The organism is Streptomyces sp. NBC_01006, assembly GCF_045162725.1.
Taxonomy (GTDB): domain Bacteria; phylum Actinomycetota; class Actinomycetes; order Streptomycetales; family Streptomycetaceae; genus Streptomyces.
This window is the reverse complement of the sequence record NZ_CP108700.1, coordinates 674,807-695,063: the sequence shown is the minus strand read 5'-3', so window position 1 is coordinate 695,063 and position 20,257 is coordinate 674,807. Positions and strand designations below refer to the sequence as shown.

Here is a 20,257-nt window from a genome sequence, read left to right as displayed (position 1 = left end):
CCACGCGAATCCGGGCAAGACGAACCCGCCCCTGGCGAGCAAGAGTTGATCCAGCCGTCACTGCCGGTCGCAGCCGCCCAGCCGCTGTCCGGGCCGATGGCGGCCCGCGGCCCGCAGCAGCGGACCGGCTCGGCGGCGAGGAGATCCGTACCGCTCGACCTGAGAGAATCGGCGGTCGGATCACCCAGGCAGAAGGGTCGTTTGCCATGTCGGACGCCACATCGCCACCGGTCCACCTCGACAAGGTGGTGGAGGGGCTCGCGGGGAACCCCGCCCTGCCGTCCGAGCTCGTGCGCCGTCTCTTCGCCTACCGCAGGGGTCTTGGCAGGGTTGCCAAGCGGCCGGACTTGAGCGAGGGCGTGATCGCCGAGATCCTTGCTGCCGGTGACCACTGGCTCACCCACTCACTCGCCCTCAACCGCAGCCTCCCGCAAGGCTTCCGAATGATGCTCGCCGAGCACCCGGATCCCTTGATACGCAGGGCGGTAGCGATTGCTGCGGACGACGCGCCGCGAGAGCTGTTCGAGCGGTTGCTCGACGACCCCGACCCGCAGGTACGCGGACAGCTGGCGGAGAGCGATCACGTACCGGCGGATCTGCGGGTCCGGCTGGCGGCCGATCCGGAGCCGAAGGTCCGGGCGACGCTGGCCCAATGGTGGACGCAGGCCCCTGAACGGGTGCGCCGGCTCCTGCTGACGGATCCTGACGACTCGGTACGCGCAGGAGCATGTTCGACCTACTACCGGCGGAGCACCCGGACCTCCCGCCGGCGTTGCGCGGCTGGTACGGGTGGCGGTGTGCGTCGTAGTACGCGCGCAGCCACGGACGGCGTGCGGCAGGCAGCCGGGTGAGGGTGTCCACGAAGGCCCTGTGGTCGTGCCGGAAGAGGCGCCACGGACGGCGCGGCTGTGGGTAGTCGTCGCGCAGGACGCCGTCGGGCAGGGTGCCGGTCGCCGGGAGCGGTGAGGTCTCGCCGGGGAGGGCGAGGTACGCCCAGACGCCGGTGTCCAGCGGTACGACTGCGGCCCCGCCGGACGGGGGGCGCCACGGCTCGCCGGTCAGGGGATGGCGCGGAACGAGGAGGATGTCGGGGACGGGCCGGGGTAGGGGGATCCCCGGCCCGGCGAGAGCCAGGGACCTGGCCGGGGGACCGGAAGGAAGGACCTTGGCCACGCCGGCGCCGAGCAGGTCCGCGAGGGGCCCGGCGGGGAGGGTCACCGGCCGGCCCTCGGCGGCAGCCACCAGGTGGGCGAGCGCCACGCCCACGGCGGCCTCCCAGCGGCGGTTCCACGATCCGTCCGGTTCGACGGGCGCAACGCGCTGTGGCCCGGCCGCCACGTCGGCCCAGCCGGACGGCGCGGCGGTGGGCAGGGCCGAGGGGAGGCGCCGCACCGCGTCGGGCTCCAGCCACACCGCCTGCCACAGGCCGCAGTCGTCCATCCGGGTGGCAACCGCACACCCGCAGCCCTCGCACGCCAGATTGGGGCCGTCGCGGCCGTCCACCCCTTGGCAGTAGCCCGCGCACTTCTCGGGGATCAACACCATCCCCCGGGAGTCGCCCGGCGCGATGACGACCCTGCCGCGGACCCCGAAGGACACGGAGTGCACCGGCGCGTGGATGCCCTGGGCAGCCGCCCCTGCCTCCCCCACCTCGTCCCACAAACGCCAGGGCGGGCCGCAGGGTTCGGGGTCGGCGGCGTACGTCGCCGGCTCCATCAGCGGGGGATGCAGCTCCTCCCACGCCCCGTAGTGGGCGTGGACGGGAAGAGCGACCCGGGAGACCGGCGCCGTCAGCTGCGCACCGCACCCGGAGCATACGAACACGTCCAACAAGCTCCCCCTTGATCCGCTGCCCTGTGGATTGTCCCGGCCCGAACAACGCACGGTCCAACGGTGGAACAGCCACAGCACCAGGTCGGCGAGCAGTCGGACCGCCTCGCGGTCCGCCTCGGGCAGCACCCGGGCGGGCGGCTCGCCCATCCGGTGGCCCAGCAGCGCCTCGCGCCCGGGCAGGCGCGCCAGACCGGCTCTGCGGGCGCAGCGCGCGATGCCCTCCTCCACTTGGGCGTGGTCGGGGTGGATCGCAGCGGGCAGCGGGCAGCGGGCAGCGGGCAGTACAGCCGGGGCCGGGCCGGTGTGGCCGGCGGTGTGGACATGTGCCGCCTCCCTGGGTGGGGTGGGGGAGGGCCCGGCTCCGGTGCACCGCTGCTCGGCGGCTGGTGCCGGCGGGCCCGGGCGGAGCATGCCCGCGGTCCGGTCCGGGAGGCAGGTTCACGTCGGTGCGCCGTCCGCACCACCCCGTGCGCGGTCCCGGCCCGTGCCATCGCTCGGTGTGACTCGGTGGGAACAGTCCCGCCGTCGCGAGTCGGCTGCCGGCAGGTGCTGGTCGCGCCGTCCATCGCCGTGTGTGCCTGGCCTGTTGCGGATGACCCTCTTGGTCGCGGATACAGCAAGGCGCCCCGCACCGTTTGTGTTCGGGTGCGGGGCGCCGAGGTGTTCGGTCAGGCGGGGGTGACGTTCTCCGCCTGCGGGCCCTTGGGGCCCTGGGTGACGTCAAAGTTGACCTGCTGGTTTTCCTGCAGCTCGCGGAAGCCGGTGGAGTTGATCGCCGAGTAGTGGACGAAGACGTCCGGACCGCCGCCGTCCTGCGCGATGAAACCGAAGCCCTTTTCCGCGTTGAACCACTTCACGGTGCCCGTAGCCATGTGTTTCCCCTGTCGAGGATCGCGGGGTACTGGCTTGTCAGTACCCCTGGGTGAGGTGATCGCCCTGGTCCTCGGACACTGCTGTACAGCACGACGCCCGCGATGCGAACCGCGGGCGCTGAGACTTCGGAGCCACGACTACTAGCAGGGACGTTAGCCGATCCGCAGTCGCCTGGCTACAGAACGCAGCGAAAGTGGTGGATTGGGGGAAGGTGAACGGGGGCGTGGTCCGGGTCCGACCAGGAGTTCCCGGACAGGTGCTGATCGCGCTGCCCGGCGCGTCGAACGGAAGTGTTGGCTGGACCAGGGGGTCGGCCATTGCACCGGCGGTGTTTCCGGGAGTGGGACCCCCCCCGGTCGTGATCATGGGCATTTGTGCAGGTCAGACCGTTTGGTTCGCCCTGCCTACCCGGTGTGTGCGGCTCCCGGGCCCACTTGGCGGCGGGCAGGAGCAGTCGTGGTGCGGGTGGCGGAGGTCTCCGGCGCCGGTTCGGTGCGTGCGGCGAGTTCGGCGGCGAGACGGGCCCGTGCGCTCGGCGCGGGGGTGTCGGCGTAGCCGGGCGGGAACCGTAGGAGTCGACTGCCTAGAGGTTGACGCACTTCCCGCCGGGCGGGTCGGGCAGGGTGACGCTCAGTCGACGGGTGAGCGAGAGGGCGCCGAGGTCCCGACCGTCGTCGAACAGGGGCCGCCCGCGGCCGAACTGGAAGGCATGACGTCGATGGTTTCGGTCGGGTCGGTGAGGCGGGACGGGACGGTTGAGCGTGACCAGCTTCCAGCCGTCGCGGCAGTGGTGAGCAGGGCGGTCCGGTACGGGGAGTGCAGGGGCGGCCCCACCCGCCCGGTGAATCCCTCGTACGGGTCAGGGAGCTTCGGCGTGCCGGGTGGGGGAGTGGTCAGGCGAGAGGCTTCTTGGGGGTGATGGGCGGGAACGGGGTGTCCAGGGGCGTCTTCCCCCGCTGGTTGAAGGGGAGTCTGCCGAGTACGACCGCCATGCCGCAGGTGTTGCTGAGGGCGGAGAAGACCAGGCCGGCCGCGATCCCTGCGGACAGTAGCCGGAAGGCCGGGTGGGCGAGGAGGCCGAGGGCCAGGCCGAGGAGTACGACGGAGCCCGCGGTGAACCGGACTTGGCGCTCCATGGCTCAGACCGCCCGAGGGCGGCCTTCGGGACGGTCGAGCCGGTGTCCCTCGGCCGCCCAGGCGGTGGTGCCGCCGGTGAGGCTCGACGCGTCGATGCCGTGGGAGGCCAGGGTGGCGACGGCGTTCTGCGCCCGGGCCCCGGAGGCGCACACCACCAGCAGGGGCCTGTGCCCGGCGGCCTTCCGGAGATCCGGCAGCGCCCGCCCGATGCGGTCGAGGGGGATGTTGACGGCCTCCGGCAGATGGCCGGACGCGAACTCGGCCGGAGTACGGACATCGACGAAGGTCAGTTCGTGGCGGCGGGAGAACGCCTCGCTCACGCTCAGGTCGGCGGAAGCACTCATGGCAGATCGCGGTCCTTGGCAGAGGGGGGAGGGCCTGCACGGAAGGCCGGAGGCACGTGCCGGGGATCCTAGGCATCGCAGCGCCCTTGCGGCCCCTACCCGGCCCGACTGCCATGCGGTTGCCATGCTGCGGCAACAACGGACGGCACTCGGCGTACGAGCGGCGTATGAGCGGCGTACGACCGCCGTCGGCCGTGGGATCCCCGGCTCGGCGGTTCCCCCCGGACCGCTGACGGCGACCGGCGTCATCTCCCGTACTCGGGCCTGTCAGCGTTCCTTCGGGCCGATGGCCATGAGCAGCCGGACGTACGGGGACCAGCGGGCGCGCCGGGCCGGGTGCTCGGCACGGTCGAGGCTGTCCTCCAGCAGTGCGTCGTGCAACCAGCGGAAGGCCAGTGGCCAGCTCAGCCGGGCGATTCCGGTGACCCGCATCGACAGTGTGTGCCGCAGCACGGTGTGCTCGTCGTCGACCGGCAGTACGGCGTACTCGTGGAAGCCGTGGAAGCCGCGGGGGCCGCTGAAGGTGAAGCGGACCCAGGTGCCCGGGACGTACGCGGCGACCGTGTAGCGGACCGGGCCGTGCCCGCCTTTCGCGCCCGCTGACAGCGGGCGGTCGAACTCCATGGGAGACCAGGTCCGGTGCGGCCAGAGCCGGTCGTCCGCTCCGTCGGAGAGCGAATCGAGGAGGGCGCCGGCATCGGCCGCCTTCATAGGCAGCAGGCGTTCGTGGACGTTGTGGACGGGCATGGAACTCCTTCAATTGGAGATCAACCTCTAATTGAAATGGAGAGTACTCTCTGATTCATGCCGAGACCACCCCGCTTCGACGTCGGCGAGTTCCTCGACGCAGCCGTCCTCCTCACGGCCGCCGGCGGCCCGGCCGCAGTCACCATGTCCGCCGTCGCCCAGGCGGTCGGCGCGCCCAGCGGATCCGTGTACCACCGGTTCCCCGGGCGCGCCGCACTGCTCGCCGAGGTGTGGCTGCGTACTGTCGAGGGCTTCCAGGAGGGCTACCTCGCCGCCCTCGACGGTGACCCCGACCCCCGCGCAGCCGCCCGCGCCGGAGCCCGGCACGTCGTGGCCTGGAGCCGGGCCCACCCGCGGGAGGCGGGGCTGCTCCTGTACGGCGCCGAGGAGTTCGGCCGGGCCGGCTGGTCCGAGGAGCATCGAGAGCGGGCGGATCGGGGCAACGAGAGGGTGTTCGCCCGCCTCGGCGTGGTCGGCGCGGCCCTCGGCCTGACCGGGCCCGAGGGCCGGGACCGGATCGTCCTGGCCCTGATCGACCTTCCGCTCGGGGTGGTCCGCCGCCCCCTGCGGGCAGGCCACCCGCTGCCCCCGTACGCCGAGGACCTCGCCGAGGAGTCCGCGGCTGCCCTGCTCGGCTGACGGGCTGTTGCGGAGGGCTGGGCTCGGGCAGAGTCGAGTCGCCGTTGAGCTGCTGATGCCCGACTGCCCAATGCCCGACTGCGGTACACCTGACTCTGGTGGCTACTCTCGTCTCTTCATCGATGGCGACTGCAGGGGAGCAGACTGTGCGCAATGCCGCCGTGACGCCCGAGGGTGACCAGATCCGCTGGGTCGAGCTGCCCGGGCAGGAGCCATCACGCGTCTACGTGCATGGTTTGGGCGCCACTTCGCCCGCCTACTTCGCAGAGGTTGCGGTCCACCCTCTGCTGGCAGGCCGCCGTTCGCTGCTGATCGACCTGCTCGGTCATGGCATCAGCGACCGGCCGACAGGTTTCGATTACACGCTGGAATCCCACGCGGATGCACTCGCGGTGGCCCTGACCTCCGCAGGCGTCACCGGTGCGGAGCTGATCGCCCACAGCATGGGAGGCTCGGTGGCCATCGTCCTGGCTGCCCGGCATCCGCGCCTGGTCTCCCGGTTGGTACTGGTCGACGCCAACCTCGACCCGATCCTGCCGCTGCCCGCCTCTTCGGGAAGCAGCGGCATCGCCGCCTATTCCGAGCAGGAGTTTCTGACGTACGGCTGGGAAGAGGTCCGCGACCGGGCCGGCGCCCACTGGTGGTCCACGATGCGCCTGGCCGGCCGTGAGGCCCTGTATCGCAGCGCGGTGCACCTCACCCGCGGCACCGTTCCCACCATGCGTGAGCTTCTGCTGGACCTGAAGATTCCCCGCACCTTCCTGCTGCCCGATGCCGATGGCCCGCTCCCGGGTGCGGACGTACTCGCCGAGGCAGGGGTGTCCGTAGCCGCGATCCCGGACTGTGGACACAACATCATGCTGGACAACCCGGAAGCCTTCGCCCGCGCCTGCGCGGCGGCGCTAGCGGACCGGGACCAGGAATAGCCGGGCCAGCGCCCCACCGGATCAGACGGATGCCAGCCAGGCCGCCGTCTCATCGGGGTGGGCGAAGCGAAGGGTGTGGAGAGGCGCGAAGCGGGGATCGTGGACGCGACGCCCGACTTCGCGGCGGCGGGCCCCGTGTTGGGACCAGGCCCACCACGCGGGGTGTTCCCGGCTCAGCCAGTCCCTCCAGGTTTCCCGGTTGCCGCCGAACAGGACCTCGCGTGTGATCGTGCGCCGGAAGGACCGGCGCAGAACGCGGGGCATGATGACGCGCTTGGGGTAGTCCAGCCAAATCACCGTGTCGGCCCGGTCCCACAGCAGTTCACGGACTTCCGGATAGCCGTAGGAGTCGATGATCCAGCGAGGGCCGGCGGTGAGCGTCGATACGTCTTCGGCCAAGTTGTTGTTGATGGCCCAGTCGGGGCCGTTGAAGTACAACGCGTCCATCTCGTGGTAGGGCAGGCCCAGACGCCTGCTCAAGGTTTGGGCGAGCGTGGATTTGCCTGCACCGGTGACACCCACCACCAAGATCCGTTCCACGGGTTGCACCCCATCTCGGCACCCTGGGAGGAATACTCCCCTGCTCGTCAAGGGCAGCGCCGCCGCTCAGGCGCCGGTCGGCGGGCTGTCACACGCTTTTAATGCCAGGTGCATGGCCATCGGGACGGTGCTCTCCGCATGATCGAACTCCCGTCCGCGAGAGCCGAGGAGCCACCTGATGCCCACCCGCCGCCACTTCATCGCCGGGTCCGCGGCCACGCTCGGCCTCGCCGCGCTCCCTGCCGCGCCGGAGGCCCTGGCGGAAGCTCAGGCAGCTGAGGCAACCCAGGCCGCCACGACCGCCGGTACGGCGACTCCCAACCTCGTCGTGATCCTCGCCGACGACCTCGGCTACGGCGACCTCGGTGCGTACGGCCAGACGCTGATCACCACACCGCGCATCGACCGGCTCGCCGCCGAAGGCCTGAGGTTCACCGACGCCTACTCCACCGCCGCGGTCTGCGCGCCCTCCCGCTGCTCGCTGCTGACCGGCCTGCACACCGGGCACTCCGCAGTCCGGGCCAATCCCGACGGCGCCCCCGGCGCGCTGAAGGCCGGGGACACCACCTTCGCCGAGGTGCTGCGCGCCCGCGGCTACCGGACCGCGGTGATCGGGAAGTGGGGCTTCGGGCCGGAGGAGGGCGACCAGCCCAGCCACCCCAACTCCCGTGGTTTCGAGGAGTTCTACGGATGCATCGACCACGGGCACGCACACGAGTACTACCCGCAGTACCTGTGGCACAACGGTGCGAAGGAGACCATCGCCGCCAACGCGGGCGGTGCGAAGGGCGCCTACGCCCCCCAGCTCATCGAGCAGCGCGCGCTGGACTTCATCGGCGACCACGCCGATGAACCCTTCCTGCTCTTCCTCACGCCGACCGTGCCGCACGCACCGAGCGACATCCCCGACGTCGGCGCTTACGCCTCCCGTACCTGGACCCAGCAGAACAAGGGCCACGCCGCCCAGATCACTTACTTCGACACGCTCGTCGGGAAGGTCACCGACCGGCTGCGCGCGCTGGGCATCGCCGAGAACACCGTCGTCCTCGTCACCAGTGACAACGGCCCGCACGAGGAAGGCGGGGTCGACCCCGACCTGTTCGACGCGAACGGCCCGCTGCGCGGCTACAAGCGCAACCTCTACGAGGGCGGCATCCGCGTCCCGCTGATCGCCTGGTCCCCGGGCCGGATCGGGGCGGGGACCAGCGACCGTCCCACCCCGCTCACCGATGTGCTGCCGACTCTGGCCGAGCTGGGCGGTGCACCCGCACCCGCCGACATCGACGGACTGTCGGCCGCCACGCTGCTCGCCGGAAGCCCGAACGCCGCACGCCACAACCACCTGTACTGGTACCGGGACGAACGCGGCGTCACCAGCCGCGCCAACACCGAGGACGGCGGCCGCGCCAGCTGGCTCGCCGAGGCCGTACGCAAGGACAACTGGAAGGCCGTGCGGTTCGCGCCCGTCAGGGACCACACGCTGCCCGACGCACAGTGGCAGGTCGAGCTGTACGACCTCGCCTCCGACACCGGCGAGCAGCGCGACGTCGCCGCCGTCAATCCGTCCGTGGTGACCGGCCTCGTCGCCCTCATGCGTTCCTCGTGGGTGGACACCTACGCCCGCAAGCCCTTCGGGGTCCGCGCACAGGTCCAGGGGCCGGCCGTACCCGGTCAGGCCTTCACGGTGACGGCGACCCTGGGCAACGGGTCGGGCAAGCCCTGGACCCGCGCACTCCTCGCGCTCCGTGCCCCCGCGGGCTGGCAGGTGCAGGCGGCCGCCGCGACCGGTCAGGACCTGCTGGCCGCCGGAGCCACGCTGAACACGTCCTGGCGGGTCACCCCGCCGGCGACGGCAGCCCCCGGCACACAGTGGCCGCTCGCCGTCGACGGCACGGCGCAATCGCCGACCGGGCCGCTGCGCTACTCCGCCACGGAACGGGTCTCCACGGCGCCGGCGGCGCCGGTTGCCGATGCCTACCTGAGCGATCTCGTGTGGGTGTCGGCCACCAACGGATGGGGTCCGGTGGAACGCGACCGGTCCAACGGGCGAAGCGCCGCCGGGGACGGTACGCCGATCTCGTTCGGTGGAGTGACCTACCCCAAGGGCCTCGGCGTCCATGCACCCTCCGAGATCGTCTACCACCTCGGCGGAACGGCGGACCGCTTCACCGCGCTCGTCGGCATCGACGACTTCTCCACGAACCAGGCCGCCACCGGCGCTACGAAGGCCTCGGTACGGGGCGACGGCAAGGTGCTGTTCACCACCGGCAAGCTGACCGGCGCGGGCGGACCCGTGCAGGTGGATCTGGACGTACGCGGAGTGAAGCTGCTGCACTTGGTCGTCGAGGACGCCAACGCCAATTCGGCGTTCGACCACACCTCGTGGGCCCTCGCCCGGGTGACCGTGCTCTGAGCGGCAGAGCCGGGCGGGTGCGTACGGCGGGGGCGGATCGCAGACCTCCACCCCATCACGCTCTCGTCCGGCCTTGGCCCCATTGCGGAGCCGCGAGGAACGTAATGGGGGGGAGAGAGGGAGGGGGCTGGGGGCTTGCGGCCGGCTGTGGATCAGGAGCCGAGTACCAGGGCCGCGGCGACCGCCGGGCCGAAGGCGCCGCCGAGCTGGTAGCAGAGGGCGAACAGGCCGATGGCGGTGGGCCGCTGGGCCTCGGGGGCGCCGGCCGCGGCGTGCATCGAGAGGCAGGCGTTGGCGCCGGTGGCGGCGAAGACCCCGCCGACGGTGGCCGCCAGCAGGAGCGGGCCCCAGTCGGAGAACGCCGCGGCGGCAGCGGCCAGGGATCCGACGCCGATCAGGACGGCCAGCACGGCCGGGCGTCCCATCCGGGCCGAGGCCGCGGCGAGCAGCCAGGACAGTGCCGAGCCGACGAGCAGCGCGACCAGCTGACCGGCCCCGGCGGCGCCGGTGTCCCAGCCGGCCCGGTCGCCGAGCAGCCGCGGCACCGCGAAGAGCAGCGTGAAGTACGACCCCGACAGGACGAGCGCCAGCAGGCCCGAGGTCAGGAAGACCGGCGTGCGCAGCAGGGCGGCCGGGACGAACCCCTCCGGGCGGCGCCGGATGTGCAGGGCGAGCAGGACCGCGGCGACGAGAGCCGCGCCGAGTGCGGCCAACGGGGCGTGCGGAAGCGTGACAAGGGCGGTGGCCAGCAGGGTCAGCAGGGTGGCGCCGCGGCCGTCGAAGCGGTCGGAGGAGGGCGTGATGGCCCCGGCGTACCGCATCACCGCGGGCACGGCGAGCACCGCGACCACCGACACGGAGAGGGAGAGCCGCCAGGAGACGGTGTGCGCGAGCTGTTCGCCGAGGAGCGGGCCGGCCGCGCCGAGCATGCCGAACCCGGCGCTGATGACGCCCATCCGGCGGGCCGTGCCGGCCAGGCTCATCGCCGACGCGACCAGTCCCGCACCCCCCGCGGCCTGGGCCGCCCGGCCGGCCAGGGTGAGCGGGAGCCAGGGGGAGACCGCGACGAGGAGGGTGCCGACGAGGACGAGGGCGGAGGCGAGGCGCAGCACGGGCCGAAGACCGGTGCGGCGCAGGAGTCCGGCGAGGAGTGGGGTGCCGACGGCCATGGCCCAGGCGAAGGCGGAGACCAGCCAGGACGCGGTGGAGGTGGACACCCCGAGGGAGCGGGCCATGTCCGGAAGGATCAGGACCGGGGCGTTGGCCCCGGCGGCGATGGGGGTGGCGAGCAGCGCGAGCCAGAAGGCGGGGACGGGCCCGCGGGCCGCCGGGCTCCCGGGGGCGGCCGGGGCTCCCGGTGCGCGGGTGGCGGATGTTCCGGTGTCGGCACCGATGCCGGCGGCTGTGCGTGCGGGCGCGGTGGTCATGGCGCCGCTCCAATCCATCTGAAGGCTAACAATCTCAACGTTAAGATAAAATCACCAGATGCCCCTGAACGTCAAGTCTCTTAACGCTGAGATATCTGGGTTATGCTGGGTCCTGCGCGAGCGAGTGACCGAGGCGGAGGACCTGATGAGTGACGCGGTGGACGTGATCGTCGGCCAGTGGGTGGCGCAGCGGCCGGACCTGGCGGACGAGCTGTGGCCCATCGAGGTCCTGGCCCGGATCCAGCGGATGAACCGCATCATCGAGAAGCAGCTCAAGGCCTTCGTGGCCGAACGCGACCTTGAGGTCGGCGAGCTGGACATCCTCACGACGCTGCGGCGTTCGGGCCCGCCGTACACGCTCACCGCCGGCGCGCTCATCCCGGCCGCGATGGTCACCTCGGGGGCCATCACCAACCGCATCGACCGGATGGAGGCCAAGGGCCTGGTCGAGCGGATCCGAGACGGCCAGGACCGCCGCTCGGTCCGCATTCGCCTGACCGACCGGGGCCGCGAGGTCGCGGAGAAGGTGATGGCGGAACACCTGGATCACTTCGCCTCCCTCCTCGCTCCCCTGGACCGCGACACCTGCGACGCGGTGGCCTCGGCGCTGCGTACCCTCCTGGAATCCCACGGGGACACCGCGGTCGGCTAGGGCCCTCCGGGCGCTGTGTCAGGTCGCCCCCACATATCCGGCCACACCGCTTCACGCCGCCTCTGAGCTGCGACGAAGCCGTACTGGGGCGGCAGTTGGAACCCCGCCCTCCGCCCCGCCGGGGTGCGCCGACCGCCCACCCTCCCGGCCCGTTCCACCCGATGTGGCCGGTTTCGCCCCCCCTGACGCCGCGACTCCGGCGAGGCGAGGGGGCGTGGAGGAGCGCGCTCGCGTCACTCCCCGGTCAAGCGATGAGGCCGTCCACCAGGGCTCGGAGTCCGTCCAGGTAGGTGTCCTCGGCGGTCAGTTGTGACCAGCCGTCGGCGGCCTGTGCCAGGCGGGGTGGCTCGCTCGGGTCGAGATCGGCGAAGACTCGCTCCTGGTAGGCGGGGCGGTCGGCGTCCGCGCGCTGCCGGGCCGCTGTCGCGCGGACCCCGATCTCGCCGGCGGTGTAGTACCAGATCGCGCGGTACCCGTGTACGGCCCGCTCGGGGGACAGGCCGCATTCGACCAGTCCGTCGACGATCTGCTCGACGAACCAGGGAGCGGATGTGGACATCAGGTCGTCGGCGGTCAGCACCTCCACGATCCACGGGCAGGCGGCGAGCGCCTCGTGGATCGTGGCAGCGGCGACGACGACCCGTTCGCGAGGCTGGGCCGGCAGTTCGGGGCGGTGCACTGTCCGCGCGGCGTAGTCGTCCAGCACCAGGACGAGCAGTTCCCCTCTCACCCATCGACCTGTTCGCCTCGGCGCAGGCCGGACGGCGCCGAGGATGGTGCAGTTGCAGCCGGGGGCCGCCGCGATCGTGCCGCGTGGCCGCTGGCACCGCCTGGAGCTGGACGCCCCCGGCGACCTGATGTCGATCACCCTTCGTCGCGGCACCCGCCGCGAAAGGCGTACGGACACTCGTTGACAGCAGGGTGGCCCGGGCTCGGCTGCACCACCTCACCCGTAGGCGACCGTCACCTCGCGGAAGCCGAGGGAGCGAAGGAGGCCCTCCAGCATCGCTGTGGTGTTCTTCTCGGCGCGCCCCGCGAGACCGCTGTCGCGGGCGGCCTCGTTGATGTGCTGTGCGGCGAGCTTCTGCACGGCCTGCTCACCGGCCGGGTTGTCGGAGAACAGATCGCCGATCCGGTCCAGCAGGCCCCGCTGCTTCGACACCGCGTACGAGCGGTTCGGGTCGAGGGCTGCCGTGCCGAGCACCGCGTGCGGAAGCCGGATCGACGCCGTGGTGCGGTCGCCGTTCACGGAGACGTTCCGCTCGCCCAGCCCGCCCAGGTCGACGTAACCGCTGACCGTGCCGGCCCCCACGTACAGGGTGCGCGTTCCGCGGATGGCGTCCGGCAGGAACGCCGCGTCCTTCTCCAGGTCCACGACCACCTGGAAGTTGCCGACGGCAGCCTCGTAACGGTCCATGTCCTGGATCGACTTGAGCAGAGCCGGGCCGGAGCGGTCCCGGGTCTCATCACCGAAGAGGCCGCTGAATCCCGGAACCAGGCCGAAACGCGCCACGAGCACGATCAGCACCACGACCACCGCCAGAACGGCCGCGATCCGACCCCACCACGGGCGCCGCGGGACGCCCGGACGGTTCGAAGAGGTTTCCATACTCCCCGGATACCCCGTGAACGCCCCGCCAGCCCGTGCATCCGGTCCCCGCTACGGCAGGTGCGTGCACCGCGGGGTCAGCGGGCGGTGGGTCTGCCCGAGGTCAGCCGGGACGCGTCGATCTCGGCCCAGACCGCCTTGCCGTGCTCGTGGGTGTGGGTGCCCCAGCGGTCGGAGAGGCGCTGCACGATGTAGAGGCCGTGTCCGCCCGGGAGTCCGCGCTGCGGGGACGGGTGGCGGCGCGGCAGTGCCGTCGAGCCGTCGAAGACCTCGATCCGCAGGACCTCACCGGCCGAGACCACGAGTTCGATGCAACCACCCGCGTGCAGTGAGGCGTTGGTCAGCAGCTCGGACACGAGGAGCAGGGCGTCCTCGGAGGTGTCGGTGCCGTCCCAGCCCCAGTCCAGCAGGGCATGGCGCGTGAAGTCGCGGCCCTTGGCGACGTGGCCGCGGACGCCGGACAGGGCGAGGCGACGGCGCTGCACCACGGCTGAGGGCGGCCCGGCGTGCAGTGGATCGCCGGTTCCCGATCCGATGGTTTCCACTGAGTACCTCACCCCCGCCGTTGACTCTGGTCTCTCTGCCCGCGGGGACCCTTGTGGCCCGGCCCGAGCATGGCCGTGACAGTTTAGGGGACCCGCCGGTCTCAGGAACATGTCATGTGCATCCTCAGAGTGAGGCTGCTGTCCGAGGCGCGGATCTCGACCAGGTCGCACAGCTGATGGATCATCCACAGCCCGCGGCCACCGTCGACCGACGTCAGGGAGGGGCGACGGCGCCCCGCCAGCGGGTCGGCCAGGTGGCCGCCGTCGCGGATCTCGGCGACGACACCGCCGCCGGCGGTCTTCCACAGCCGAAGGGAGCCGCTCCCGCCGCCGTGGGCGAGGGAATTGGCGGCGGCCTCGCTCACCGCGAGGATCAGATCGCCGCGCCGCCCCGCGCTCAGGGCCGTGCCGCGGGCCCAGCTCTCGGTGTACGCGCGTACCTCGCCCAGCTCCCCGCAGGCGTACGAGAACCGGGGCACACCCCCGTCGGGCTCGGGCTGCGGGCCGTCGCAGTCGGCGCAGACCGCCGAGGCATCGGCGTACTCCGGGCTGAGCCGGTCCTCGCCCCCCGCCATCACGGTGGGATGGGTACGCCGGGCATCGGACACCACCGCGGCCGGCAGGCCCAGGACGTCGTACGGGCACAGGATGGTGGCGCGCCGCCCCGCGAAGGCGGTGTTGATGAGGGCCTCGTGACGCGTGGCCTCCAGCACCTCGGCCTGCGAGCGGCCGGGCCAGATCGGCTCGCCCACGATCCGGGCCGCCCGGCCCGCGTGCCGGTCGGCGAAATCCTGCAGGGCTGCCAGGATGCGGCCGGGATTGCGGCCCAGCCGTGTCATGTCCGCCCAGGTGACCTCGGCCGCGGGGACGCCGAGGCTCTCGCGCAGGGCGTCCAGCCCCGGGCCGGGCACGGCCACGAGCACCGGCTCGTCGGCCGCGAGGGCGGCCCGTACGAACCCGCCCACTCCTGCCAGGTACTCCGCCCGGCCCTGGTAGAAGAGGGCGGGGTGGACGAAGTCCCCGGGGGCGGTGGACGCAGACACGTTCATCATGCTGCGACCTCCAGCGCGGCACATTCGTCCGGGAACAGCTCCACTACCTTGCGGAGCGAGTACGGCGGGTGGTGGAGCAGCAGACGACGGCCCTGGCCCGTGACGGTGGCGTTCGCCCGTACCAGGGCGGCGACGGCCGCGGCATCGAGGAAGGCCACGCCCGAGAGGTCGAGGTGGACGACCGGGCCGGGGATCCGGGTGACGACTCCGAGCGCCGCGGACAGGACGGGCCGGGTGTCGAGGTCGCAGCTGCCGCACAGCAGGGCGCCGGGACGGTCGCGCAGCGGCTGGGCGGTCAGCAGCCGCCGCGCGACCGTCCCGGCGTTCGCTGCGTCCGCGCACCGTACGACGGCGCCCGCCCACGTCACCTCGTCGTACAGCGCCTGCGCGCCGACGGGCGGGACGGACCCGTCGTTCCGGTGAGCCTGGGGCATGTGGCTGCCTACACCGAGAGCATTCCGGCGCGCAGCCGGGCCAGCGTCCGCGACAGCAGGCGCGAGACCTGCATCTGCGATATGCCCAGTTCGGCGCCGATCTCGGCCTGCGTCCTGTCCTGGCCGAAACGCAACTGCAGGATCAGCCGGTCGCGTTCGTCGAGCTGCTCCAGCAGGGGCGCGAGGGTGTGGAACTCCTCGAAGAGCTCCATCGCGGGATCGACGTCACCGATACGGTCCGCCAGCGGCCGTGTCGTCCGGCTCGTCGAGGTCGCGGGCTCGTCCCCGTCGGCGCCGGTGGTGTCCAGGGAGCCACTGGTGTAGCCGTTCGCGGCGACCAGCCCGTCGATGACCTCCTCCTCGGTCAGTTCGAGGTGATGGGCGACCTCCTTGACCGTCGGGGCCCGCCCCAGGACGTCGGTCAGGGACTCCTGGGCCTTGGCGAGCTCCGTACGCAGTTCCTGGAGCCGGCGCGGTACGTGCACGGCCCAGGTGGTGTCGCGGAAGTAGCGCTTGATCTCACCGGTGATGTACGGCAGGGCGAGCGTGGAGAACTCGACCTCGCGGTCGGGGTCGTAGCGGTCGATGGCCTTGATGAGACCGATGGTGCCCACCTGGATGATGTCCTCGATGTCCAGACCCCCGCCCAGCACCCGGGCGCGGAAGCGCCGCGCGGCGAACTGCACGAGGGAGAGGTTCATCTCGATCAGGGTGTTGCGGGCGTACTGGTACTCGCGCGTGCCTTCCTCCACGCTGCGGAGCCTGCCGAAGAAGAGCCGCGAAAGCTCGCGGGCGTCGCCGGGCGCCACCTCCCGGGGGTTGTCCACCTCGGGCAGCGCCACGTCCTGCGGTGGGTCTCCCACGATCCTGTCGGCGGGCACAGAGGGCGTGATCTGCACGTCTGTTGCACGAATGGGGCCTACGGCGCTGGCCGAGCGAGACATGGTGGCCGTTCCCTCCCGATTGACTGACCGCTGCCCGGGCGCTCATGCCCCGGCTTCTCGTTCTTACACGGCTCGCGCGAAATCTTTCTTCCGGAAGCCCTCAGGGGCGGCCGTGTCGGCCACCCGGTGCGGTGTGCCGCGGTCCCGGCGCTTCCGTACGGCAGCCGGGCAGGCATACTCCCTAGCGGAGGACGTACAGGCGACGATCCGGGGAGGCGGACATGACCGGAGTAGGGAACGCGCACCACGAAGGCGTGGTCGGGGACGGCTACCCGGCCGGGGCGGCCTGGGTGGTGGCCGCGTACGGGGAGCTCGACCAGGACACGCTGGCCCCTCTGGAGGAGGCCCTCGCCGCCGCCGCGGACCGGCACGGGCTGGTGGTACTGGACGCGGGCTCCGTCACCTTCGGCGACTCGTCGTTCCTGAACCTGCTGCTGCGGGCGCACCAACTGACCGCCCTGCGCATCGCCGCCCCCGGGGAGCAGCTCCGCCGCCTCTTCGCCCTGACGGGCGCGGATACGGTCCTGTCCCTGTACCCCAGCGTCGAAGACGCCGTCGCCGGGTCGGCCGGCGGGTCATGACCGACGCGGCGGTGCCATAAGGTCCTTCGGGTCGGCGTCAACCTTCGCCGACCGGTCGTGTGGCGAGGGGTTGACGGATGTCTGAGCGGACGAGCCCGGAATCACCGAGCAGTTCGCCGGGGCCCGAGGGCAGGGACGGGATAGGCGAGGCGGAGCTGCGCCGGCTGCTGGCCGGCCTGACGGCCGTACGGGACGGGGATTTCCGTACCCGGCTGCCCGATACGTCGGACGGACTGCTCGGCGAGATCGCCACCGTCTTCAACGGGATGGCCGACCAGCTGTCGCTGGTCACGTCGGAAGTGACGCGGGTGGCCCGCGAGGTGGGCACCGAGGGCACCCTGGGCGGCCAGGCCGACGTACCCGGAGTCGGCGGTGCCTGGCTGGATCTCACTGATTCGGTCAACTTCATGGCCGGAAACCTCACCGACCAGGTGCGCTCCATCGCCCAGGTCGCGACCGCCGTGGCCAAGGGCGACCTCTCCCAGAAGATCACCGTCACCGCGCGCGGGGAGATCCTGGAGCTGAAGGAGACCATCAACACGATGGTCGACCAGCTCTCGGCCTTCGCCGGGGAGGTCACGCGGGTGGCCCGCGAGGTGGGCACCGAGGGCCGGCTCGGCGGCCAGGCCGACGTCAAGGGCGTCTCCGGTACGTGGAAGGACCTCACGGAATCGGTCAACGTCATGGCCGACAACCTGACCGCACAGGTCCGTTCGATCGCCCAGGTCACCACCGCGGTGGCCCAGGGCGACCTGACCCAGAAGATCCGGGTGGACGCGCGCGGGGAGATCCTGGAGCTGAAGGAGACCATCAACACGATGGTCGACCAGCTCTCCGCCTTCGCCGCGGAGGTCACGCGCGTGGCCCGCGAGGTGGGCAGCGAGGGCCGGCTCGGCGGCCAGGCCGAGGTGGAGGGCGTCTCCGGCACCTGGAAGCGACTGACGCAGAACGTCAACGGACTGGCCGGGAACCTCACCCGCCAGGTCCGGGCCATCGCCGAGGTCGCCAGCGCGGTCGCCGAGGGCGACCTGACCCGCTCGATCACGGTCGATGCCTCGGGCGAGGTCGCGGAACTCAAGGACAACATCAACTCGATGGTCGGTTCCCTGCGGGAGACCACCCGGGCCAACCAGGAACAGGACTGGCTCAAGTCCAACCTGGCCCGGATCTCGGGCCTGATGCAGGGCCACCGGGACCTTTCCGTCGTCGCCGCACTCGTCATGGACGAGCTGACACCGCTGGTCGCCGCCCAGTACGGCGCCTTCTACCTCGCCGAGGACCGCCCCGGCGGCACCGTGCTGACCCTCGTCGGCTCGTACGGCCGCCCCGCCGGCACCGGCGAGTCCACCGGCTTCGCCCTCGGCGAGTCCCTGGTCGGACAGGCCGCGCGCAGTCACCGGATCATCGCCACGGACCAGGTCCCCGGCGACTACGTCATCTCCTCTGGGCTGGGCCGCGCCACCCCGGGCAGCCTGATCATCCTGCCGATCGCGGCGGACGAGCAGGTCCTCGGAGTGATCGAGCTCGCCTCCTTCACCGCCTTCACCCCCGTACACCGCGACTTCCTCAGCCAGTTGACGGAGACCATCGGCGTCAACGTCAACACGATCGTCGCCAACGCCCGCACCGACGAGCTCCTCGGTGAGTCCCAGCGGCTGACCGGCGAACTCCAGGCACGTTCGGCGGAACTCCAGGTGCAGCAGGAGGAACTCCAGCGCTCCAACGCGGAGCTGGAGGAGAAGGCGGCCCTCCTCGCCAGCCAGAACCGCGACATCGAGGCCAAGAACCTGGAGATCGAACAGGCACGGCAGGAACTGGAGGACCGGGCCCAGCAGTTGTCGCTCGCCTCCAAGTACAAGTCCGAGTTCCTCGCCAACATGAGCCACGAGCTGCGCACACCGCTCAACAGCCTCCTCATCCTCGCCCAGCTGCTCGCCCAGAACCCCACCCGCAACCTCACTCCGAAGCAGGTCGAGTACGCGGGCGTCATCCACTCGGCGGGATCCGACCTGCTCCAGCTGATCAACGACATCCTCGACCTGTCGAAGGTCGAGGCCGGGAAGATGGACATCAACCCCGAGACGGTGTCCCTGCCGCAGCTGCTGGAATACGTCGACGCCACCTTCCGCCCCATGACCACGCAGAAGAGCCTCGACTTCACTGTCACCACCGCCCCCGACGCCCCGGACGCCCTGCGCACCGACGACTCGCGGCTGCGCCAGGTCCTGCGCAATCTGCTGTCCAACGCCGTCAAGTTCACCGAGCGCGGCGGCGTCGAGCTCCGGATCGAACAGGCGACCGCGCCCGAGGTACCCGCCGGGCTGCGCGGCCACGGACCCGTGGTGGCCTTCCGGGTACGGGACACGGGCATCGGCATCCCCGAGCAGCAGCTGGCCTCCGTCTTCGGCGCCTTCCAACAGGCCGACGGCACCACCAGCCGCAAGTACGGCGGCACCGGCCTCGGCCTCTCCATCAGCCGCGAGATCGCCCAGCTCCTCGGCGGCGCCGTCACCGCGGAGAGCACACCGGGACAGGGCAGCACCTTCACCCTCTACCTGCCGGTCAAGGGGGCGGAGTACGAGAAGGACCCCCTCCCCGACGCTCCGGCGCCCGACCCGCACGGCGCCGCCGCCGGGTCCGCGGAGCCAGGTCACGCGGGCACACCGGTACTGCCCAGGCAGCGGCAGGCCCGCCGGCTGCTGGTGATCGAGGAACGCCAGGGCGGACTGCTCTCCCTCGTCGCCGAGAGCGCCGATCGGGACTTCGCCCCCGGCCACCGCCCGGCCGGGGACCTCGGAGGCATCCAGGTCGTCGGCGTCACGAGCTCACGGGAAGCCGCCGCCGCCCTCGCATCGGATTCCTTCCACTGCGTCGTCCTCGAACTCGACATGCCCGACGGCGAGGCCCTGCGCTTCCTCGACGCCCTCGACGGAGACCCGGCGCTCTCCTCCCTCCCCGTTCTCGCGCACAACAACCCCCGTCTGAACACGGGCCAGGAGACGGCGCTGCGGGAACGGGCCGCGTCGCGCCGCCTGGAGCTGCTGTCCAGTCTGGACGAGCTCCGCGAACGCATCGTGCTGCACCTGTCCGCGGACCAGCCGGGGGACGTACTGCCCTTCGCCCACGCGGAAGCGGAGCGAGAGCAGACCCCCGCTCACGTGCCCGACGACGGCCTGGCCGGACGCACCGTCCTCGTCGTCGACGACGACGCGCGCAACCTGTACGCCCTCAGCGGCGTGCTCGAACTGCACGGAATCCGCGTGCTCCACGCGGAGGACGGGCGCAAGGGCATCGAGACGCTCACCCGCAACGAGGGCGTCGACCTCATCCTGATGGACGTGATGATGCCCGAATTGGACGGGTACGCGGCGACTGCCGAGATCCGGCGGATGCCGGCCCACGCCGGCCTCCCCATCATCGCGGTCACCGCAAAGGCGATGCCCGGCGACCGGGAGAAGAGCCTCGCCGCGGGAGCCAGCGACTACGTGACCAAGCCGGTCGACGCCGACGACCTCATCGCCCGCGTCCGGCACTGGCTCACGAGATGACCGCGCACCCGCC

General features: G+C 71.7%; 16 protein-coding genes and 3 pseudogenes. 8 read left to right on the top strand and 11 right to left on the bottom strand.

Annotated features, from left to right (window positions below; all coding sequences use genetic code 11):
• Positions 1 to 206: 206 nt before the first annotated feature.
• Positions 207 to 851 (top strand): hypothetical protein, encoded by a 645-nt coding sequence (locus tag OG509_RS03070; RefSeq protein ID WP_406179866.1) that lies wholly within the window; start codon positions 207 to 209, stop codon positions 849 to 851.
• 1,650 nt (positions 852 to 2,501) lie between these two features.
• Here OG509_RS03070 and OG509_RS03065 read toward each other — a convergent pair.
• The 3 genes and pseudogenes from OG509_RS03065 to OG509_RS03055 all read right to left on the bottom strand — a co-directional run bounded on the left by OG509_RS03065 (position 2,502) and on the right by OG509_RS03055 (position 4,934).
• The gene (locus tag OG509_RS03065; RefSeq protein WP_053724154.1) at positions 2,502 to 2,705 is read right to left on the bottom strand and encodes a cold-shock protein; all 204 of its coding nucleotides are present in this window, start codon (positions 2,703 to 2,705) and stop codon (positions 2,502 to 2,504) included.
• An 894-nt stretch (positions 2,706 to 3,599) separates the two neighbouring features.
• Positions 3,600 to 4,187, bottom strand: a pseudogene (locus OG509_RS03060) (rhodanese-like domain-containing protein).
• Positions 4,188 to 4,454: 267 nt separating this feature from the next.
• Positions 4,455 to 4,934 (bottom strand): SRPBCC family protein, encoded by a 480-nt coding sequence (locus OG509_RS03055; protein ID WP_406179864.1) that lies wholly within the window; start codon positions 4,932 to 4,934, stop codon positions 4,455 to 4,457.
• A gap of 57 nt (positions 4,935 to 4,991) precedes the next feature.
• Between OG509_RS03055 and OG509_RS03050 the strand changes: the two genes are divergently transcribed.
• Complete coding sequence (locus OG509_RS03050) at positions 4,992 to 5,573, top strand: TetR/AcrR family transcriptional regulator (protein ID WP_406179862.1); 582 nt, start codon at positions 4,992 to 4,994, stop codon at positions 5,571 to 5,573.
• A gap of 146 nt (positions 5,574 to 5,719) precedes the next feature.
• The gene (locus tag OG509_RS03045) at positions 5,720 to 6,499 is read left to right on the top strand and encodes an alpha/beta fold hydrolase (protein ID WP_406179860.1); all 780 of its coding nucleotides are present in this window, start codon (positions 5,720 to 5,722) and stop codon (positions 6,497 to 6,499) included.
• A gap of 21 nt (positions 6,500 to 6,520) precedes the next feature.
• Here OG509_RS03045 and OG509_RS03040 read toward each other — a convergent pair whose 3' ends face one another.
• Positions 6,521 to 7,039, bottom strand: coding sequence for an adenylate kinase (locus OG509_RS03040; protein ID WP_406179858.1), 519 nt, complete (start codon positions 7,037 to 7,039; stop codon positions 6,521 to 6,523).
• Between the two features lie 178 nt (positions 7,040 to 7,217).
• Here OG509_RS03040 and OG509_RS03035 point away from each other — a divergent pair, with 178 nt between their 5' ends.
• Positions 7,218 to 9,452: a sulfatase-like hydrolase/transferase gene (locus tag OG509_RS03035; protein WP_406179857.1), complete on the top strand. Its 2,235-nt coding sequence runs from the start codon at positions 7,218 to 7,220 to the stop codon at positions 9,450 to 9,452.
• Positions 9,453 to 9,604: 152 nt separating this feature from the next.
• Here OG509_RS03035 and OG509_RS03030 read toward each other — a convergent pair whose 3' ends face one another.
• The gene (locus tag OG509_RS03030; RefSeq protein ID WP_406179855.1) at positions 9,605 to 10,879 is read right to left on the bottom strand and encodes an MFS transporter; all 1,275 of its coding nucleotides are present in this window, start codon (positions 10,877 to 10,879) and stop codon (positions 9,605 to 9,607) included.
• Positions 10,880 to 11,024: 145 nt separating this feature from the next.
• Between OG509_RS03030 and OG509_RS03025 the strand changes: the two genes are divergently transcribed.
• Complete coding sequence (locus OG509_RS03025) at positions 11,025 to 11,531, top strand: MarR family winged helix-turn-helix transcriptional regulator (RefSeq protein WP_406179853.1); 507 nt, start codon at positions 11,025 to 11,027, stop codon at positions 11,529 to 11,531.
• A 244-nt stretch (positions 11,532 to 11,775) separates the two neighbouring features.
• On the opposite strand, the pseudogene OG509_RS03020 reads toward OG509_RS03025, so the two are convergent.
• Positions 11,776 to 12,252, bottom strand: a pseudogene (locus OG509_RS03020) (TetR/AcrR family transcriptional regulator C-terminal domain-containing protein); the annotation flags it as partial.
• 43 nt (positions 12,253 to 12,295) lie between these two features.
• Here OG509_RS03020 and OG509_RS03015 point away from each other — a divergent pair.
• Positions 12,296 to 12,445: pseudogene (locus OG509_RS03015) on the top strand (cupin); the annotation flags it as partial.
• A gap of 32 nt (positions 12,446 to 12,477) precedes the next feature.
• Here OG509_RS03015 and OG509_RS03010 read toward each other — a convergent pair.
• The 5 genes from OG509_RS03010 to OG509_RS02990 form a co-directional block, all read right to left on the bottom strand.
• Positions 12,478 to 13,140 carry a DUF4230 domain-containing protein gene (locus OG509_RS03010; protein ID WP_406179851.1) on the bottom strand — a complete coding sequence of 221 codons (663 nt, stop codon included), beginning with the start codon at positions 13,138 to 13,140 and terminating at the stop codon, positions 12,478 to 12,480.
• A 77-nt stretch (positions 13,141 to 13,217) separates the two neighbouring features.
• Positions 13,218 to 13,685 carry an ATP-binding protein gene (locus OG509_RS03005; protein ID WP_406179850.1) on the bottom strand — a complete coding sequence of 156 codons (468 nt, stop codon included), beginning with the start codon at positions 13,683 to 13,685 and terminating at the stop codon, positions 13,218 to 13,220.
• Positions 13,686 to 13,786: 101 nt separating this feature from the next.
• Complete coding sequence (locus OG509_RS03000) at positions 13,787 to 14,728, bottom strand: anti-sigma factor RsbA family regulatory protein (protein ID WP_406179848.1); 942 nt, start codon at positions 14,726 to 14,728, stop codon at positions 13,787 to 13,789.
• A 5-nt stretch (positions 14,729 to 14,733) separates the two neighbouring features.
• Entirely contained in the window at positions 14,734 to 15,171 is a 438-nt protein-coding gene (locus OG509_RS02995) for an STAS domain-containing protein (protein WP_406179846.1), read from the bottom strand.
• Positions 15,172 to 15,179: 8 nt separating this feature from the next.
• Positions 15,180 to 16,115: a SigB/SigF/SigG family RNA polymerase sigma factor gene (locus OG509_RS02990; RefSeq protein WP_406179844.1), complete on the bottom strand. Its 936-nt coding sequence runs from the start codon at positions 16,113 to 16,115 to the stop codon at positions 15,180 to 15,182.
• A gap of 221 nt (positions 16,116 to 16,336) precedes the next feature.
• On the opposite strand from OG509_RS02990, the gene OG509_RS02985 reads away from it, so the two are divergent.
• On the top strand, positions 16,337 to 16,696 hold the full coding sequence (locus OG509_RS02985) for an STAS domain-containing protein (RefSeq protein WP_406179842.1): 360 nt from the start codon (positions 16,337 to 16,339) through the stop codon (positions 16,694 to 16,696).
• A 77-nt stretch (positions 16,697 to 16,773) separates the two neighbouring features.
• Entirely contained in the window at positions 16,774 to 20,244 is a 3,471-nt protein-coding gene (locus OG509_RS02980; protein ID WP_406179840.1) for a HAMP domain-containing protein, read from the top strand.
• The last annotated feature ends 13 nt before the right edge of the window (positions 20,245 to 20,257 follow it).

Excerpts from the sequence above, each read along its gene's own strand:
- OG509_RS03065 (WP_053724154.1), bottom strand. The coding sequence starts at position 2,705 with ATGGCTACGGGCACCGTGAAGTGGTTCAACGCGGAAAAGGGCTTCGGT.
- OG509_RS03055 (WP_406179864.1), bottom strand. The coding sequence starts at position 4,934 with ATGCCCGTCCACAACGTCCACGAACGCCTGCTGCCTATGAAGGCGGCC.
- OG509_RS02980 (WP_406179840.1), top strand. The coding sequence starts at position 16,774 with ATGTCTGAGCGGACGAGCCCGGAATCACCGAGCAGTTCGCCGGGGCCC.
- OG509_RS03070 (WP_406179866.1), top strand. The coding sequence starts at position 207 with ATGTCGGACGCCACATCGCCACCGGTCCACCTCGACAAGGTGGTGGAG.
- OG509_RS03010 (WP_406179851.1), bottom strand. The coding sequence starts at position 13,140 with ATGGAAACCTCTTCGAACCGTCCGGGCGTCCCGCGGCGCCCGTGGTGG.
- OG509_RS03035 (WP_406179857.1), top strand. The coding sequence starts at position 7,218 with ATGCCCACCCGCCGCCACTTCATCGCCGGGTCCGCGGCCACGCTCGGC.
- OG509_RS03030 (WP_406179855.1), bottom strand. The coding sequence starts at position 10,879 with ATGACCACCGCGCCCGCACGCACAGCCGCCGGCATCGGTGCCGACACC.
- OG509_RS03050 (WP_406179862.1), top strand. The coding sequence starts at position 4,992 with ATGCCGAGACCACCCCGCTTCGACGTCGGCGAGTTCCTCGACGCAGCC.
- OG509_RS02985 (WP_406179842.1), top strand. The coding sequence starts at position 16,337 with ATGACCGGAGTAGGGAACGCGCACCACGAAGGCGTGGTCGGGGACGGC.
- OG509_RS02995 (WP_406179846.1), bottom strand. The coding sequence starts at position 15,171 with ATGCCCCAGGCTCACCGGAACGACGGGTCCGTCCCGCCCGTCGGCGCG.
- OG509_RS02990 (WP_406179844.1), bottom strand. The coding sequence starts at position 16,115 with ATGTCTCGCTCGGCCAGCGCCGTAGGCCCCATTCGTGCAACAGACGTG.
- OG509_RS03025 (WP_406179853.1), top strand. The coding sequence starts at position 11,025 with ATGAGTGACGCGGTGGACGTGATCGTCGGCCAGTGGGTGGCGCAGCGG.